Here is a 14,733-nt window from a genome sequence, read left to right as displayed (position 1 = left end):
TTACACGCCCATGCATGGCGGCAGGGTCTCGCGTCTCTTCCCTCCCCCCTCTGCGGGGGAGGGAGAAGCGCAGAGTTCGTCAGTCCCGCTCCGCCAGCCGGTCGATCAGCCCCTGCATGCCCTGCGGCACCGGGGCGGCCTCCCGGGCGTAGAGGGCGCGCAGCTGCCGGCCGATCTCGCCGAGGCTGAGCGAGCCCTTCATGATCACCCGGTCGGCCTGCGCCTCCAGGCTGGCTTTTTCCGTCTCGGTGATCTCCTTGGCGGTGAGCACCACCACCGGGATGTCCCCGTCCGGCCGGGCGCGCAGCGCTCGCAGGAAGGCGAAGCCGTCCATCTCGGGCATCATCAGGTCGAGCAGGATCAGGTTCGGGCGCTCCGCGTCGATCCGGGCGAGCGCGCTGCGGCCGTTCTCCGCCTCGTCCACAGCCCAGCCGTCGCGCTGGAGGGTCCTGCGGAGGCGCTCGCGGGCGTCCGCGTCGTCGTCCACCACCAGCAGGCGGGCCTCGCGCCCCTCCGGCCGGTAGCGCTCCATCAGACCCTTCATCCGGTTCCAGTCGATCGGCTTGACGAAGTAGTCGGTGGCGCCGAGCGCCTGGCCCAGGCCCTGCTCGGCCACCACCGAGGTCATGATCACCGGGATGCCGGCCAGTTCCGGATCGCTGCGGACCGCGTGGAGCACGGCCCAGCCATCCATGCGCGGCATCTCGACGTCGAGCAGGATCGCCCGCGGCTTCAGGGCTCGGGCGAGCGTCAGCCCGGCCCGGCCGTCGTTTGCGGTGCGGACGCGAAACCCCTCGCGCTCCAGGAAGCGACCGAGAAGCTCCCGCGCGGCCGGGTCGTCGTCGACCAGCAGGATCACGTCGTGCTCCTCCTGCGCGCCGGCGGGCTCCGCCTGCGGCGCCTCGACAGGCGCGGCGATGTCCTCGGGCGCGAGCGTGGCCGGCAGCCGGATGGTGAAGGTGGAGCCCACATCCGGCTCGCTCTCGACCGCGACATCGCCTCCCATGGTGCGGCAGAAGGCACGGGTGATCGAGAGCCCGAGCCCAGTGCCGCCGAACTGGCGCGTGGTCGATTCGTCGGCCTGGGAGAAGCGCTCGAACAGGCGCCCGACCTGCTCGGCGCTCATGCCGATGCCGGTGTCCGCGACCGCGAAGGAGAGCCAGTCGGCCTCCTGCTCCCGGTGGCGGCGGACCGTGAGGGTGATCGCGCCGTCCTCCGTGAACTTCGCGGCGTTGCCGATGAGGTTCACGAGGCACTGGCGGATCTTGGTCTGGTCCTGATGCATCGTGCCGAGATCGGGCCCGAGATCGACCGCGAAGCGGTTGCGCTTCTTCTCGACGAGCGCCCCGATCGCGTCGGAAACGTCCGAGACCAGTTCCTCGACCCGGAAGGTCTCGGCCGAGGCGGTCATGCGACCGGCCTCGATCTTCGAGATGTCGAGGACGTCGTTGATCAGGCTCAAGAGGTGGCGGGCGTTCGCCTCGATCTTGCGCAGGTCCGGCAGCAGCTCGGACTGGCCGACATCCTCCAGCTCCTCGGCGAGCATCTCCGCGTAGCCGATCACCGCCGAGAGCGGCGTGCGCAGCTCGTGGCTCATGTTGGCGATGAACTGGCTCTTGGCGCGGTTGGCGGCCTCGGCCGATTGCCGCGCGCGCTCGATCTCGGCCTCGGCCTCCTTGCGGTCGGTGATGTCGACGTTGGTGCCGACCCATTCGCGGATCGCGCCCTCCTCGTCGAAGACCGGCACGCCGCGCACCTCCATGTGGCGCCACTGGCCGTCGTGGCGGCGCAGGCGGTACTCGACCGCGTAGGGCTTGCGCTCCTCGACCGAGCGGGCCCAGGTGTCGGCCGCGTGCGCGCGATCGTCCGGATGGACCGCGTCGACCCAGCCCCAGCCCTGGTAGGCCGCCTCGCCCTGGCCCGTATAGGCGCTCCAGCGCGGCTGCGGCGGCGTCAGCTCGCCGGTCGCGGTGGTGTTCCAGACCACCGCCGCGGAGGCGTCGACCAGCGCCCGGAAGCGCTCCTCGGAGTGGCGCAGGCGCTGCTCCGTGGCGCGTCGGCGCGAGATGTCGGTGTTGGTGCCGTACCAGCGCCGCACACGGCCGTCCGGACCGCGCAGCGGCATCGCCTGCGACAGGAACCAGCGGTACGTCCCGTCCCCGCCCCGCAGCGGGAAGGTGTCCTCCCAGGGCTCTCCGGCCGCGATCGCGGCCCGGTAGCGGTCGAGCACGCGGCCGATATGGTCGGGGTGGTGCACGTCGCGCCAGCCCCAGCCCTGCATCTCGGCCGGCGTCGTGCCGGTGTAGTCGTACCAGCGCCGGTTGTACCAGGCGATCGCGCCGTCGGCCCCGGCCATCCAGGCGAGTTGGGGCAGGGTCTCGGCCAGGGCGCGGTAGTCGGCCTCGCCGATGCCGTCCTGGCCGCTATCGGTCCCGTCCGTGCCGCCGATCGATTCCTCGGCCTGGCCGCCATCCTGGCGCTCGCTCATTCGGGGATCCGCACGCTGAAGCAACCCGCTCCATATAGGGCGAAGCGCGGGCCGGGGCGTTCCGGAAACCGCGGTTCAGGGCGCGCGGGCGGCGCGGCCCGTGCGGAAGGCGTCGAGGGCGTAGAGGCCGAGCGCCAGCCAGATCAGCGCCAGCATCACGATCCGCTGCGGCTCGACCTGCTCGCCGAAGACCAGCACGCTGAGAACCAGCAGGCATGTCGGGGCGATGTACTGCATCAGCCCGAGGGTCGCGAGGCGCAGGCGCTCGGCGGCGGCCGCGAACCAGATCAGCGGCAGCGCCGTGGTCACGCCCGTGAGCAGAAGCAGGCCGAGATCGCGCGGCGCGGGCGGGAGGAAGGGCTCCGGCGCCTGCCAGAGCCAGGCGGCGCAGAAGGGCGCCAGGATCAGCGTCTCGGCCAGCAGCCCCAGCGTCGGATCGACGCCCACCACCTTCCGGATCAGCCCGTAGAGCGCGAAGGTCACCGCGAGGGAGAGCGAGACCAGCGGCAGGTCTCCGGCCCAGACCACCGCGACCCCGACGCCGGAGGCCGCGATCGCGACGGCCACGAGCTGGATCGGGCGCAGGCGCTCGCCCAGCACCAGCCGGCCGAGCCCGACGCTGACCAGCGGGTTGATGTAGTAGCCGAGGCTGGCATCCAGCAGGTGGCCCGCCTGCACGGCCTGCAGGTAGAGCAGCCAGTTCACCGCGATCAGCAGGGCCGAGGCGACGAGGAGCGCGTGGCGCGGGCGAAGCGGGAACGGGTTGCGCAGGCGGGCGCGCCAGACGAGCACCAGCGCGCCGACGAAGAGGCCGGACCAGAGGATGCGCTCGGCCAGGATGTAGGCCGGGGTGAACTGCCCGAGCATCCGGAAATGCACCGGGACGACGAGGCCCCAGCTCAGATAGGCCGCGAGCGCGTAGAGGAAGCCCAAAGCACCTTCCCGAGTCACCTGCCCCCGCCCGCGAAGACCGGCGGGCCGGCGCCTCATAGACCCCGGGGTGCCGCGCCGTCAGGTGTGCGGGCGCACGCGGACGTGATCGGCGGGCGCCTCAGCGCCGGCCGGCGGGCAGGATGGGATCGCCGCGCATCAGGGCGTTGAGGCGCTCGGTGTCGAAGCCGCTCGGCACCTTGGGCGCCGCGACCTTCGGGGCGGCGGCGGGCTCGGCGGGCTTCGGCACGGCGATCGAGCCGGTGGCCGAGGGCTCCGGAACGGTGGCGCGCACCGCAGGGGGCGGCGCCATGTGACTCAGGCGGTCGGCGCTGACGAAGCCGACGACCAGGGCGCTGAGACCGACGACGCAGCCGCCGGTGAGGAGACGCAGGATACGCACGCGACAAATCCGATCACACCGGACGAGGCACCAGAACTAACCGGAGGCCGTTAACGAAGCGGAACCCAGAACCGAAGGAAGACACCTTTCCATGGACGCCAAAGCAACCGCGAGCGACAGCGCCTTCATCCAGGGCCGCAACGCCCGCCTCTACGGCAAGCCGGCCAGCGAATGTCCCTACACCGAGGGCACGGAGGAGCACGCCGCCTGGATGCAGGCCTACGAGGAGGCCACCGATAGCGAGGCGAACGGCTGAGGCGGAACCGTCCTCTCCCCTCGGCCGCGGCGACGGCCGAGGGCGTGCGGGCCGCTCGATCCGCCGTGCTTTCCGCGCTTCGGCGCCTGCCGGCCGTGCTGTGATGACGCCCGAACCGCGGGCTCGGTCACGCAGGAGCCGAAGCCGCGCAATCCCGGCAGGCCGTTAGCCTGCCGCCTCTCGATCGGCGCTCGAACCGCCGCGACGCGGCCCTCCCTCCGCGCGCCTCTCTTCCCTCGCCTTGCAGAATTCCGGTCACGGGTGCGACCGGCCGTGACGCCACCGTTAGCCGCGCGCGGCGGAAACCTTCTCCTGATCTGCGCGGACGACCCCGGCCCGCCACACCCGGCCGCCGAACGCCGACGCGCACGGCCGGACCCGAGGCGGCCTGCCTGGACGGACTACCCCTTGCGGGCACGAGTGGCGCCGCGCCCGGACGCGGCCTTGCCCGTCCGGGATGCACGCGACGGCCGCCGGCTTTCGAGCCATCCCCAACGAATGTTCCATCCGCGGCATCCCGTTCAGCGGGATGCAGGGTTTCGTCCTGCGCAGATCTCGAGGCCCGATAGGGAATTTTTCTGATCCCGGCGATTGTTTCCGAGCACTGACCTTGGACCGACCCAGGCACATCCTCGCAAGTGAAAGCCAAGTAAACAATACTTGCTTGCGCATTGCCTTAACGAAACCTGAACGCCTGTGTCCGTCACGCCCAAAATGTGCCGCCAATAGGGCAGCTCAGGCCTGCCTCATTTTGGCCGGGACCGGATTTGATTGGCGCCGCCGTCGCAAACAACAAAGGGAATGCGAATGGCCACGAAGCCTGTCTGCCGGACCGTCACAGCCATCCTCGGCACCGTCGCGGCGCTCGCCGCCAGCGTGCCGGCCTCCGCCCAGAGCGGAGCGGCCTCCTGGTACGGCAGCGGACATCGGACCGCGAACGGAGAACGCTTCAACCCCAACGGCATGACCGCCGCTCACCGCAGCCTGCCCTTCGGCACGCGGGTGCGGGTCGCCGACAAGCGCACCGGACGCTCCGTCGTCGTGCGGATCAACGATCGCGGCCCCTTCGTGCACGGGCGCATCATCGATCTCTCCCGCGGCTCGGCCCGAGCGCTCGGCATGGGCGGCACGACCTACGTCTCGCTCCAAGTCGTCAACTGAACGTCACGTCATCGATCGACGCTTCACGTCATCGATTGACACGTCGCGACCCGAGCGTCGGATCGATTTGACGCATGGACAATCACGGTCTCTCCGAGAGGCCCGCGTGCCGGCCCCATTCCCGTCCTTCGGTAGGGCCGGCACGCGCAGGCGCGGGCTTCATGCGCGGCGTTGCCGCGGGCGGCCCGCGCCCCCATCTGCGCCTCGTACAGCGAGGAGCGCGCGCGATGGCAAAACCCCTGATCGTCGATATCCCGCACGACCTCGGCCGCGAGGAAGCCCGCCGCCGGATCGAGACCGGCGTCGAGCAGGGCAAGGGCATGCTGGCGAAGAGCGGCGTCGCGATCGACCGCCTCGCCTGGACCGGCGACCGACTCGATTTCGGTCTCTCGGCGCTCGCCCAGAAAGTCGAGGGCGCGATCGATGTCGGGCAGGAGAGCGTGCGCGTCGAGGTGAAGCTGCCCTTCCTGCTCGCGATCTTCGCCGAGCGGATCCAGAAGTCGCTCGGCAAGGAAGGCACGCTGCTGCTGACCAAGAAGTAAGGGCGCGGAACCGCCCGCCGCCGCCTCCGTTAGCCGCGACACGCCGAGGCCCCTCGGCGGACCAGCGCAGGAGCGTGATCATGGCCAATCCCGGCGGCGTCCCCGAGGTGCCGGACCAGCCCGGTCCCCAGCCCGAGACGCCCTACGAGCCGCCGACCGTGCCGAGCCCCGGCCCCGGTCCGGAGATCCCCGGCAACACCCCGCCCGAGACGCCCGGCGGCCAGCCGACCGAGATCCCGGTCGTCGACCCCACCCCGTCCTCGCCGACCGGGCCGGCGAACCCGACCGCCTGAGCCCTCCCCGCCGGCGTCCCGCGGCGTTTGTGAAGGCCGGCGCGCGCTGTCATAAGCCCGCGCATGGCCGCCCCACCGCTCCTCACCCTCCAGGACATCGCGCTGACCTTCGGCGGCACGCCGCTGATCGAGCGCGCCGAGCTGACCATCGCGCCCGGCGAGCGCGCCTGCCTCGTCGGCCGCAACGGCTCGGGCAAGTCCACGCTGATGCGCATCGCCGCCGGCCTCGTCGAGGCCGATGCCGGCAAGCGCTTCGTCCAGCCCGGCACCACGATCCGCTACCTCGCGCAGGAGCCGGACTTCTCCGGTTTCGCGACGACGCTCGCCTTCGTGGAGGCGGGGCTAGCCCCCGGCGATGCCGGCCACCGCGCCCGCTACCTCTTGGAGAGCCTCGGCCTCACGGGCGAGGAGGATCCGACCAAGCTCTCCGGCGGCGAGGGCCGGCGCGCGGCGCTCGCCCAGGCGCTCGCGCCCGAGCCCGACGTGCTCCTGCTCGACGAGCCGACGAACCACCTCGACCTGCCGGCGATCGAGTGGTTGGAGGGCGAGTTGCGCGCGAGCCGCGCCGCTCTCGTGCTGATCAGCCACGACCGGCGCTTCCTCTCGGCGCTCTCGCGCGCCACCGTCTGGCTCGACCGCGGCGTGACGCGCCGCATCGACCAGGGCTTCTCCGGCTTCGAGGCGTGGCGCGACGCCTTCTTCGAGGAGGAGGAGCGCGACCGGCACAAGCTCGACCGCAAGATCGCCGCCGAGGAGGACTGGCTGCGCTACGGCGTCACCGCGCGGCGCAAGCGCAACGTGCGTCGGCTCGGGAACCTGCACGCCCTGCGGCAGGCGCGGCGCGAGGCGAGGCGCCCGGTCGGCAGCGTCAGCATGCAGGCGAGCGAGGCGGAGGGCTCCGGCACGCTGGTGATCGAGGCGCGCGAGATCACCAAGGCCTACGGCGCGCGCACGATCGTGGACCGGCTGTCGCTCCGCGTCACCCGCGGCGATAGGCTCGGCATCGTGGGCGCGAACGGGGCCGGCAAGACGACGCTGCTCAACCTGCTGATGGGCGGGCTCGCCCCCGATTCCGGCGCGGTGCGGCTCGGCACCAACCTGCAGCCGGTCATCCTCGACCAGGCACGGGCGAGCCTGGAGCCGACCCAGACGGTGAGCGACGTGCTCACGGGCGGGCGCGGCGATTCCGTCACCGTGAACGGCCAGAGCCGGCACGTGATCGGCTACCTCAAGGACTTCCTGTTCGCGCCCGAGCAGGCGCGCACGCCGGTCTCGGTGCTCTCCGGCGGCGAGCGCAACCGCCTGCTCATCGCGCGGGCGCTGGCCCAGCCCTCGAACCTCTTGGTGCTCGACGAGCCGACGAACGATCTCGATCTCGAGACTCTCGACCTGCTGCAGGAGATGCTGGACGACTACGCGGGCACGCTCCTCCTCGTCAGCCACGACCGCGACTTCCTCGACCGGGTTGTCGGCAGCGTGCTGGTCTCGGAGGGCGAGGGCCGTTGGGTCGAGTACGCGGGCGGCTACTCGGACATGATCGCCCAGCGAGGCGTCGGCGTGCAGGCCCGCACCACCGCGGGCCGCAAGGAGGCGAAGGCCGAGAAGGCCGAGCCGCGCGAGCGCGCCGCCCCCGCAGGCAAGCCGAAGCTCGGCTTCAAGGACCAGCACGAGCTGAAGACCCTGCCCGATCGCATGAGGAAGCTGGAGGCGGCAATCGCGCAGCTGCGCACGATCCTGGCCGATCCCGGCCTCTACGCCCGCGACCCCGCCCGCTTCGACAAGGCGAGCACGATGCTGGCCCAGGCCGAGACCGAGCTGGCGCAGGCCGAGGACCGCTGGCTGGAGCTGGAGATGCTGCGCGAGGCCGCCGGCGGCTGAGCGGCCGAACCGGCCTTCAAGATGCCGGAAAGTCGGGCTGAACTGACGTTTCCGCGCAGTGCTCCCGCGAGACCGCCCGTGCCGCTGCCCGATCGAAACACCCGCCTGCATCGCCTCGGCTGGCTCGCCGGCCTGCCGCTCCTCGCCCTTGCCTGGGGCGGGGCGACGCTTCTTGCCGCGCCCCGGATCGGCGAGCGGATCGAGGCGGAAGCGCGCGACGTCGCGCGTCTCACGGAAGACCGGGAGGGCGAGCCCTGGCTGCGGGTCGCCGCGCGGGGCCGCGATCTGGTGGCGCGGGGCGAGGCGCCGGGCGAGACCGAGCGCGCCGCCGTGCTGACGCGGCTGGCCGCCCTGCCGAGCCCGCGCCGAGTGGTCTCCGAGGTCGGCCTCGTGGAGACCGCCGCACCCTTCGTCTGGTCGGCTGAGCGGACCGGGATGGGCGTTGCGCTCTCGGGAAACCGCCCGGCTGAGATCGGACGCCGCGCCCTGGAAGCGACCGTTGTCGCCGCCCTGCCGGCCGGCGCCCGGCTCGACGACGAGGCCCGCGCCGCCCGGGGCGCCCCGCCGGATTTTCCCGCCGCCGCGGCCTATGCCGCCGCGAAGCTGTCGCGCCTTGCCCGCGGTGCCCGGGTCAGCCTCACCGACACGGTGATCTCGGCCTCCGGCGAGGCGGTGGACGTCGAGGCCTACGACGCGCTGCGCGCCGGCCTCGGCGAGCCGCCACGGGGCTACAGCATCGGGCGCATCGACATCCTGCCGCCGAGCGTGGCCGATTTCCGCTTCGCGATGGAGCGCCGGCCCGGCGGCGGCCTCGTGCTCACCGGTCACACGGTCTCGGAGACCGCGCGGGCCGAGATCCGCAAGGCGGCGACCGAGGCGGCGGGCGGTGCTTTCGTGGACGACCGTACGCGAACCGCGCGCGGCCTAGCCCCCGGGATCGACCCGCGGGCGCTCGTCGGGGCGATGCTGGCCCTCTCCGACCTCCTGCAGAGCGGGCGCGTCGCCTACGAGGGCGGCCGGGTCTCGGTCACGGGCGACGCCCTCGACGCGCAGGCTCTGGGCGAGGCAGAGGCCCTGATGCGCGTGCAGTTGCCGAAGGGCGTCGCGGCGGGCCCCGTCGCGCTCGCGGTGCGGCCGCTCTCGCCCTACCGGGTGAGCCTGCGCCGCGAGGCCGACAGCGTCGTGCTCGCGGGCCACCTGCCGGGCCCGGAGGCCCGCGAGCGGATCCTCGCGGCACTCCGCCCGCGCTTCTTCCGCGAGCGCGTCCTCGATCGCACCCGCTTGGCGGACGGCGCGCCGCCGAACCTCGTCGCCGCCCTGGAGGCGGCCGTGCCGGCGTTGGCGAACCTCGCCGAGGGCGAGGTCGCGGTGGCGGATGCGAGCCTCGTGCTCACCGGCGAGAGCCTCTACCGCGAGAGCGCCGCGCGCGTGGCCGAGAGCCTGCCCCGGGCGCTCCCCGCGGGCTGGACCGCCCGGGTCGCCGTGCAGCCGCGCGGGGCCGCGCCGCGGCGCGACGCCGAGTCCTGCCGCGCGGGCCTCGACCCCACCTGGAGCGAGCGCCTGCGCTTCGAGCCCGGCAGCACCGCCCTGACGGCGGCGATGTACCCCGTCCTCGACGCCGCCGCCGCCCTCGCCAGGACCTGCCCCACCCTGCGGCTCGCGGTGACGGGCCACGCCGACCCGCCGGGCGCCAAGCCGCCGAAGCCGCCGGAACCCGCGCCCGAGGCGAAGCCGGCCGAGGCGCTGGAGAAGGATCCGAAGGGCAAGTCGGCCAAGGGCAAGCCGCAGGCTGCGGCCAAGCCCGCGGCGAAACCCGCCGCGAAGCCCGAGCCGCCGCCCGAGCCCTCCGGCGAGGACCTCGCCCGGCTGCGTGCCCAGGTGCTGCTGGACTACCTGCTCCAGGCGGGCGCCGGCGCCGATCAGGTCGCGCTCGGCGACGGGCCGGCGGGCGAGCGCCGCAGCGCGGCCCTGGCTCCGAGACCCTGAACCGCCCGAGTGACCGACACCCTTGTTCCTGACACCTTGCGCCGGACGCGCCCGCGTGTTCAGCCGCGGGCCGCTGGGAGACGACGCCGCGTGATCGTTCTGTTGGCCGGCCTCTGGCCGGGACTGGCCGTGGCCCTCCTCCTCGGGCTCGGCATCGGCGCCCTCGCGGGCTGGCCGCAGGACCGCGCGATCCCGCTCGGTCTCGCCGCCGCCGCGGCGGGCCTCGGCGGGGTCACGGCCTCGGGGCTCGTCGCGGGGCCGCCCGGCCTCTGGCTGGAGAGCGGCGCGCTGATGCTCGCGGCCTACGCGGTGGGCTGCGCGCTCGGCGGCCTCGCGCGCCCCGGCCCGGACCAGGCCTGATGCCGCGTGGGCCAAGGCGTGTGGCTGGGACGTGTTGCGACGCAGCGAAACTCTGCTAGACGGGTGGCATCCGCCTGGACCCGGTGAAAGCCCGGGTGGCTCTTCCGGCCGCCGATCCGCCGGACCACGCAATCGAGACCTCCGGCAGACCCCACGCGGCGCGTGCGGGCCGTCGTCTCCTGCGGACATTCCATGACCCGTATCTCTGCTCACCCGCGCGCCGGCTTCACGCGCCTGCGCGCCGACATCCTCTCCGGCATCGTCGTCGCGCTCGCCCTGATCCCGGAGGCCATCGGCTTCTCGGTGATCGCCGGGGTCGACCCGAAGGTCGGCCTCTACGCCTCCGTCGTCATCGCCTGCGTGATCGCGTTCGCGGGCGGGCGGCCCGCCATGATCTCGGCCGCGACCGCGGCGACGGCGGTCGTGATGGTCGATCTCGTGCGCGACCACGGCGTCCAGTACCTGTTTGCCGCCACCATCCTGATGGGCGTGCTGCAGATCCTGGCGGGCCTCCTCAGGCTCGGGCGGCTGATGCGCTTCGTCTCGCGCTCCGTGATGACGGGCTTCGTCAACGCGCTCGCGATCCTGATCTTCCTGGCGCAGTTGCCCGAACTCACGGGCGTCACGCCCGCGACCTACGGGCTGATCGCGCTGGGGCTCGCCATCATCTACGGCTTCCCGCGCCTCACCCGGGCGGTGCCGGCCCCGCTCGTCGCGATCGCGGTGCTCACCGCAATCACCGCTCTGTTCGGCCTCGACGTCCGCACGGTCGCGCATCTCGGCGCCCTGCCCTCGGCCCTGCCGAGCTTCGCCCTGCCCGACGTGCCCCTGACCTTCGAGACCCTGCGCATCATCCTGCCCTTCGCGGCGACGCTGGCCGCGGTCGGCCTGCTGGAGAGCCTGCTCACGGCCCAGATCGTGGACGACATGACCGACACGCCGAGCGACAAGAACCGCGAGTGCGCCGGCCAGGGCGCGGCCAACATCGCCTCGGCCCTGTTCGGTGGCATGGGCGGCTGCGCGATGATCGGCCAATCGGTGATCAACGTCTCGTCGGGCGCGCGGGGGCGGCTCTCCACCTTCGTGGCGGGCAGCGTCCTGCTCGTCCTTCTGGTGGCGCTGCAGGACCTGCTGGCGATCGTGCCCGTGGCGGCGCTGACCGCCGTGATGATCATGGTCTCGCTGAACACCTTCCAGTGGCGCTCGCTCCTGTCGTTGCGCACCAACCCCCTGCCCTCCTCGGCCGTGATGCTGGCGACCGTGGCGGTCGTGGTCGCCACGAAGGACCTCGCCATCGGCGTCCTCGTGGGCGTGCTGCTCTCGGGCGTGTTCTTCGCCGGCAAGGTCTCGCGGCTCAGCCGCGTGACCTCCGACCTGTCGGCGGACGGGCGGGTGCGGACCTACCGTGTCACGGGCCAGATCTTCTTCGCCTCGGCCGGCGCCTTCGGCGACGCCATCGACGTGCTGGAGCCGGTCGAGCGCATCGTTATCGACGTGCACGCGGCGCATTTCTGGGACATCTCGGCTGTCGGCGCCCTCGACCGCGTGGTGACGAAGGCGCGCCGGCAGGGACGGCAGGTCACCGTGGTCGGCCTGAACGAGGCCAGCGCCACGCTGGTCGAGCGCTTCGGCACGCAGGACAAGGACGGGGTGCCGTCACAGCCGGCGCACTGAGGAGGCCGGGCTCAGGCCACCACCACCTCGGTCCTCACCGAATTCGCGATGAAGCACTCCGCATGCGCCTCGTGGTGGAGCCGGGCCAGCGTCTCGGCATCGGGTTCGGCGCCCGACCACACGATTTCCGGGCGCAGCGTCACCCGCGTCACCGCGCTTCGTCCGGGCGCAATCTCCGCCATCACGCCCTCCGCGCGGTCGCGGTAGGCGCTCACGGTGAGACCCGCCAGCCGGGCGCGGTGCAGGAAGGTCAGCATGTGGCAGCTCGACAGGGCCGCCACCAGCATCTCCTCGGGATCGACCGCCTCCGGCACCGCCCACTTGCCGACGACGTGGGGCGAGGCGGAACCAGCCACCTCGGCACCGCCGTCGAAGCGCAGGCTGTGGCCGCGCCCGTAGCGCCCCTTCGGGAAATCCTCGCCGGGCCGCAAGGCCCAGGCGATCTCGGCGCTGTGCGTCGACATGGTCGAATCTCGCTTTCATCCCGCCTCGGGTCCCCCGCGCGCTCGCAGCGTGACACCGGACACGGCAGGCGTTGGCTCTTGCGGCTTCGGGCATCGCGGGCGCCGTCGCTGCGGGAACCGGACCACGCGCGCGCCGCGTTCTGATCTTCGAGCAGGAGCCGATAGGCTTCCCCACCCGAAGACTGACATGGTGCAACCCGATGCTTCATCCTGACAACCAGTCCCCGCGGGAGCCGCGATCCCATCGGGGACTGCGGCCGCGCGCCGGCGGCCCGGCGGCCGCGCTGTTCCTCTCCGGCCTCGCCGTCGCGGCCGTCGCGCCCCTCGGCGCACGCTTCGTCGCGCCGGCCGCCGCCCAGTCGGCCGCGAGCCGGATCGACCAGCCCACCGCCGGGACGCTCCCGCCGGGCACCACCACCGTGAAGGACGCGCATCCCTACGCCCCTCACAAGCCGAACGACGGCGTCTCGGCGCCGCGCGCGCTCAAGCCCTCGACCGCCGTGGTCCCGGAGGACGGCGGCGGCCGCGTGAACCCGAAGGACCATCTTCCGAACGCGATGCGCCGGGGCGGCTGACCGGAGCGACCGCGCGCCTCCGCCCGGTATCGCCCGCGTGCGACGCCGGGCGGAGGCGCGCATCGAACACTCGCAAAGCCCTCCGAACCTCCCTATAAGCGCCGCTTCGCGCGAGGATTCGCGCCAGACGACGCCGCGAGGTGGCGGGAGTTACGATTATGGGCGAGCGTTCGACGTCAAAGACTTGGTCCCCCAAGGGCTGGTCCCCGAAGAGCTGGCGCGGCCTGCCGATTCAGCAGGTCCCGGCTTATCCGGATGCGACCGCGCTGAAGGCGGTCGAGGACCAGATCGCGAGCTTTCCGCCCCTCGTCTTTGCAGGTGAGGCCCGCAAGCTGAAGGCGTCGCTCGCGCGCGTCGCCGCGGGCGAAGCCTTCCTGCTCCAGGGCGGCGACTGCGCCGAGAGCTTCGACGAGCACTCCGCCGACAACATCCGCGACTTCTTCCGCGTCTTCCTGCAGATGGCGCTGGTGCTGACCTTCGCGGGCGGCTCCCCCGTGGTGAAGGTCGGGCGCATCGCGGGCCAGTTCGCCAAGCCGCGCTCCTCGCCGACCGAGACGCTCGACGGCGTCTCGCTGCCGAGCTACCGCGGCGACATCGTCAACGGCATCGGCTTCACGGACGAGGCCCGCGTGCCCGATCCGCGCCGCCAGCTCGAGGCCTACCGGCAGTCGGCGGCGACGCTGAACCTGCTGCGCGCCTTCGCGACCGGCGGCTACGCCAACCTCGACAACGCGCACCGCTGGATGCTGGGCTTCGTGAAGGACAGCCCTCAATCCTCGCGCTACCAGGACGTGGCCGGCCGGATGTCGGACGCGCTGCACTTCATGCAGGCGATCGGGATCAATCCCGAGACTCACCAGGAGGTGCGGACCACCGACTTCTACACCAGCCACGAGGCGCTGCTGCTCGGCTACGAGGAGGCGCTGACCCGCGTCGATTCGACGAGCGGCGACTGGTACGCCACCTCGGGCCACATGCTCTGGATCGGCGATCGCACCCGGCAGCCCGACCACGCGCATGTCGAGTACGCCCGCGGCATCAGGAACCCGATCGGCCTGAAGTGCGGCCCATCGATGACGGCCGAGGGGCTGATCGGCCTGATCGACCAGCTCAACCCCGAGAACGAGGCGGGGCGCCTCTCGCTGATCTGCCGCTTCGGCGCGGACAAGGTGGGCGAGCACCTGCCGCGGCTCGTCCGGGCAGTCGAGCGTGAGGGTCGCACCGTGACCTGGGTCTGCGACCCGATGCACGGCAACACCGTCGCGGCCGGGCGCTACAAGACGCGTCCGTTCGAGCGGGTGATGCAGGAGATCGAGGGCTTCTTCGGCGTGCACCGCGCGGAAGGGACGGTGGCGGGCGGCATCCACCTGGAGATGACCGGCAAGGACGTCACCGAGTGCACGGGCGGCGCCCGGGCACTGACGGCCGACGACCTGCAGGACCGCTACCACACCTACTGCGACCCGCGCCTCAACGCGGAGCAGGCGCTGGAGGTGGCGTTCCTGACGGCCGAGCTGATCAAGCGCGAGCGCGCCGAGATCGAGCGCCCCCGCCTCGACGCGGCCGAGTGATGCGACCGGCCGGCGACGGGTCTCGCCCGCCGCCGGCCCGGCTCAGCGCAGCCAACCGGTGAAGAAGTAGATCAGGAGGATGATCGGCAGCGGAATGCCGATCAGCCAGAGAAGACCACCTTTGAGCATCGCGGAACTCCTACAACTGCAAG

Annotated in this window: 14 protein-coding genes and 1 other annotated feature; of the genes, 10 read left to right on the top strand and 4 right to left on the bottom strand. The window is 72.4% G+C overall.

The genetic code is table 11. From position 1 onward, the window contains the following. Nucleotides 1-79: 79 nt before the first annotated feature. The 3 genes from DK427_RS08225 to DK427_RS08215 all read right to left on the bottom strand — a co-directional run bounded on the left by DK427_RS08225 (nucleotide 80) and on the right by DK427_RS08215 (nucleotide 3,821). A complete protein-coding gene (locus tag DK427_RS08225; RefSeq protein ID WP_109950846.1) occupies nucleotides 80-2,488 on the bottom strand; it encodes a response regulator in 2,409 nt (802 codons plus the stop codon). 75 nt (nucleotides 2,489-2,563) lie between these two features. Further along, the gene (gene rarD, locus DK427_RS08220) at nucleotides 2,564-3,421 is read right to left on the bottom strand and encodes an EamA family transporter RarD (protein ID WP_109950845.1); all 858 of its coding nucleotides are present in this window, start codon (nucleotides 3,419-3,421) and stop codon (nucleotides 2,564-2,566) included. Nucleotides 3,422-3,539: 118 nt separating this feature from the next. Beyond that, complete coding sequence (locus DK427_RS08215; RefSeq protein WP_109950844.1) at nucleotides 3,540-3,821, bottom strand: hypothetical protein; 282 nt, start codon at nucleotides 3,819-3,821, stop codon at nucleotides 3,540-3,542. 91 nt (nucleotides 3,822-3,912) lie between these two features. Between DK427_RS08215 and DK427_RS26670 the strand changes: the two genes are divergently transcribed. From DK427_RS26670 to DK427_RS08180, 8 genes are all read left to right on the top strand, one after another. Next, nucleotides 3,913-4,077, top strand: a complete 165-nt coding sequence (locus tag DK427_RS26670) for a ribosome modulation factor (protein ID WP_204165288.1) — start codon at nucleotides 3,913-3,915, stop codon at nucleotides 4,075-4,077. Between the two features lie 807 nt (nucleotides 4,078-4,884). Continuing rightward, on the top strand, nucleotides 4,885-5,238 hold the full coding sequence (locus tag DK427_RS08210) for a septal ring lytic transglycosylase RlpA family protein (RefSeq protein ID WP_109950843.1): 354 nt from the start codon (nucleotides 4,885-4,887) through the stop codon (nucleotides 5,236-5,238). Between the two features lie 227 nt (nucleotides 5,239-5,465). Continuing rightward, on the top strand, nucleotides 5,466-5,780 hold the full coding sequence (locus DK427_RS08205; RefSeq protein ID WP_109950842.1) for a polyhydroxyalkanoic acid system family protein: 315 nt from the start codon (nucleotides 5,466-5,468) through the stop codon (nucleotides 5,778-5,780). 80 nt (nucleotides 5,781-5,860) lie between these two features. Then, entirely contained in the window at nucleotides 5,861-6,073 is a 213-nt protein-coding gene (locus tag DK427_RS08200; protein ID WP_109950841.1) for a hypothetical protein, read from the top strand. Nucleotides 6,074-6,136: 63 nt separating this feature from the next. Further along, nucleotides 6,137-7,951, top strand: a complete 1,815-nt coding sequence (locus DK427_RS08195; RefSeq protein WP_109950840.1) for an ATP-binding cassette domain-containing protein — start codon at nucleotides 6,137-6,139, stop codon at nucleotides 7,949-7,951. Between the two features lie 78 nt (nucleotides 7,952-8,029). After that, nucleotides 8,030-9,937 carry a hypothetical protein gene (locus tag DK427_RS08190; protein WP_109950839.1) on the top strand — a complete coding sequence of 636 codons (1,908 nt, stop codon included), beginning with the start codon at nucleotides 8,030-8,032 and terminating at the stop codon, nucleotides 9,935-9,937. Between the two features lie 90 nt (nucleotides 9,938-10,027). Next, nucleotides 10,028-10,297, top strand: coding sequence for a hypothetical protein (locus DK427_RS08185; protein ID WP_109950838.1), 270 nt, complete (start codon nucleotides 10,028-10,030; stop codon nucleotides 10,295-10,297). 73 nt (nucleotides 10,298-10,370) lie between these two features. Continuing rightward, nucleotides 10,371-10,426 (top strand) — a sequence feature (sul1 is cis-regulatory element that is thought to sense ions involved in sulfur or methionine metabolism; They are found in Alphaproteobacteria). A gap of 63 nt (nucleotides 10,427-10,489) precedes the next feature. Then, nucleotides 10,490-11,971 (top strand): SulP family inorganic anion transporter, encoded by a 1,482-nt coding sequence (locus DK427_RS08180; RefSeq protein WP_109950837.1) that lies wholly within the window; start codon nucleotides 10,490-10,492, stop codon nucleotides 11,969-11,971. An 11-nt stretch (nucleotides 11,972-11,982) separates the two neighbouring features. Here DK427_RS08180 and DK427_RS08175 read toward each other — a convergent pair whose 3' ends face one another. Continuing rightward, on the bottom strand, nucleotides 11,983-12,435 hold the full coding sequence (locus DK427_RS08175) for an OsmC family protein (protein WP_109950836.1): 453 nt from the start codon (nucleotides 12,433-12,435) through the stop codon (nucleotides 11,983-11,985). Nucleotides 12,436-12,635: 200 nt separating this feature from the next. On the opposite strand from DK427_RS08175, the gene DK427_RS08170 reads away from it, so the two are divergent. Together DK427_RS08170 and DK427_RS08165 are read left to right on the top strand one after the other, a co-directional pair. Beyond that, nucleotides 12,636-13,010: a hypothetical protein gene (locus DK427_RS08170; RefSeq protein ID WP_245930842.1), complete on the top strand. Its 375-nt coding sequence runs from the start codon at nucleotides 12,636-12,638 to the stop codon at nucleotides 13,008-13,010. A 158-nt stretch (nucleotides 13,011-13,168) separates the two neighbouring features. Further along, nucleotides 13,169-14,581, top strand: a complete 1,413-nt coding sequence (locus tag DK427_RS08165) for a class II 3-deoxy-7-phosphoheptulonate synthase (RefSeq protein ID WP_109950835.1) — start codon at nucleotides 13,169-13,171, stop codon at nucleotides 14,579-14,581. Nucleotides 14,582-14,733: the final 152 nt, after the last annotated feature.

It is taken from the genome of Methylobacterium radiodurans, assembly GCF_003173735.1.
In the GTDB taxonomy this organism is placed as follows: domain Bacteria; phylum Pseudomonadota; class Alphaproteobacteria; order Rhizobiales; family Beijerinckiaceae; genus Methylobacterium; species Methylobacterium radiodurans.
The sequence above is the reverse complement of the archived record's forward strand: the minus strand, read 5'-3'. Positions and strand labels throughout refer to the sequence as shown.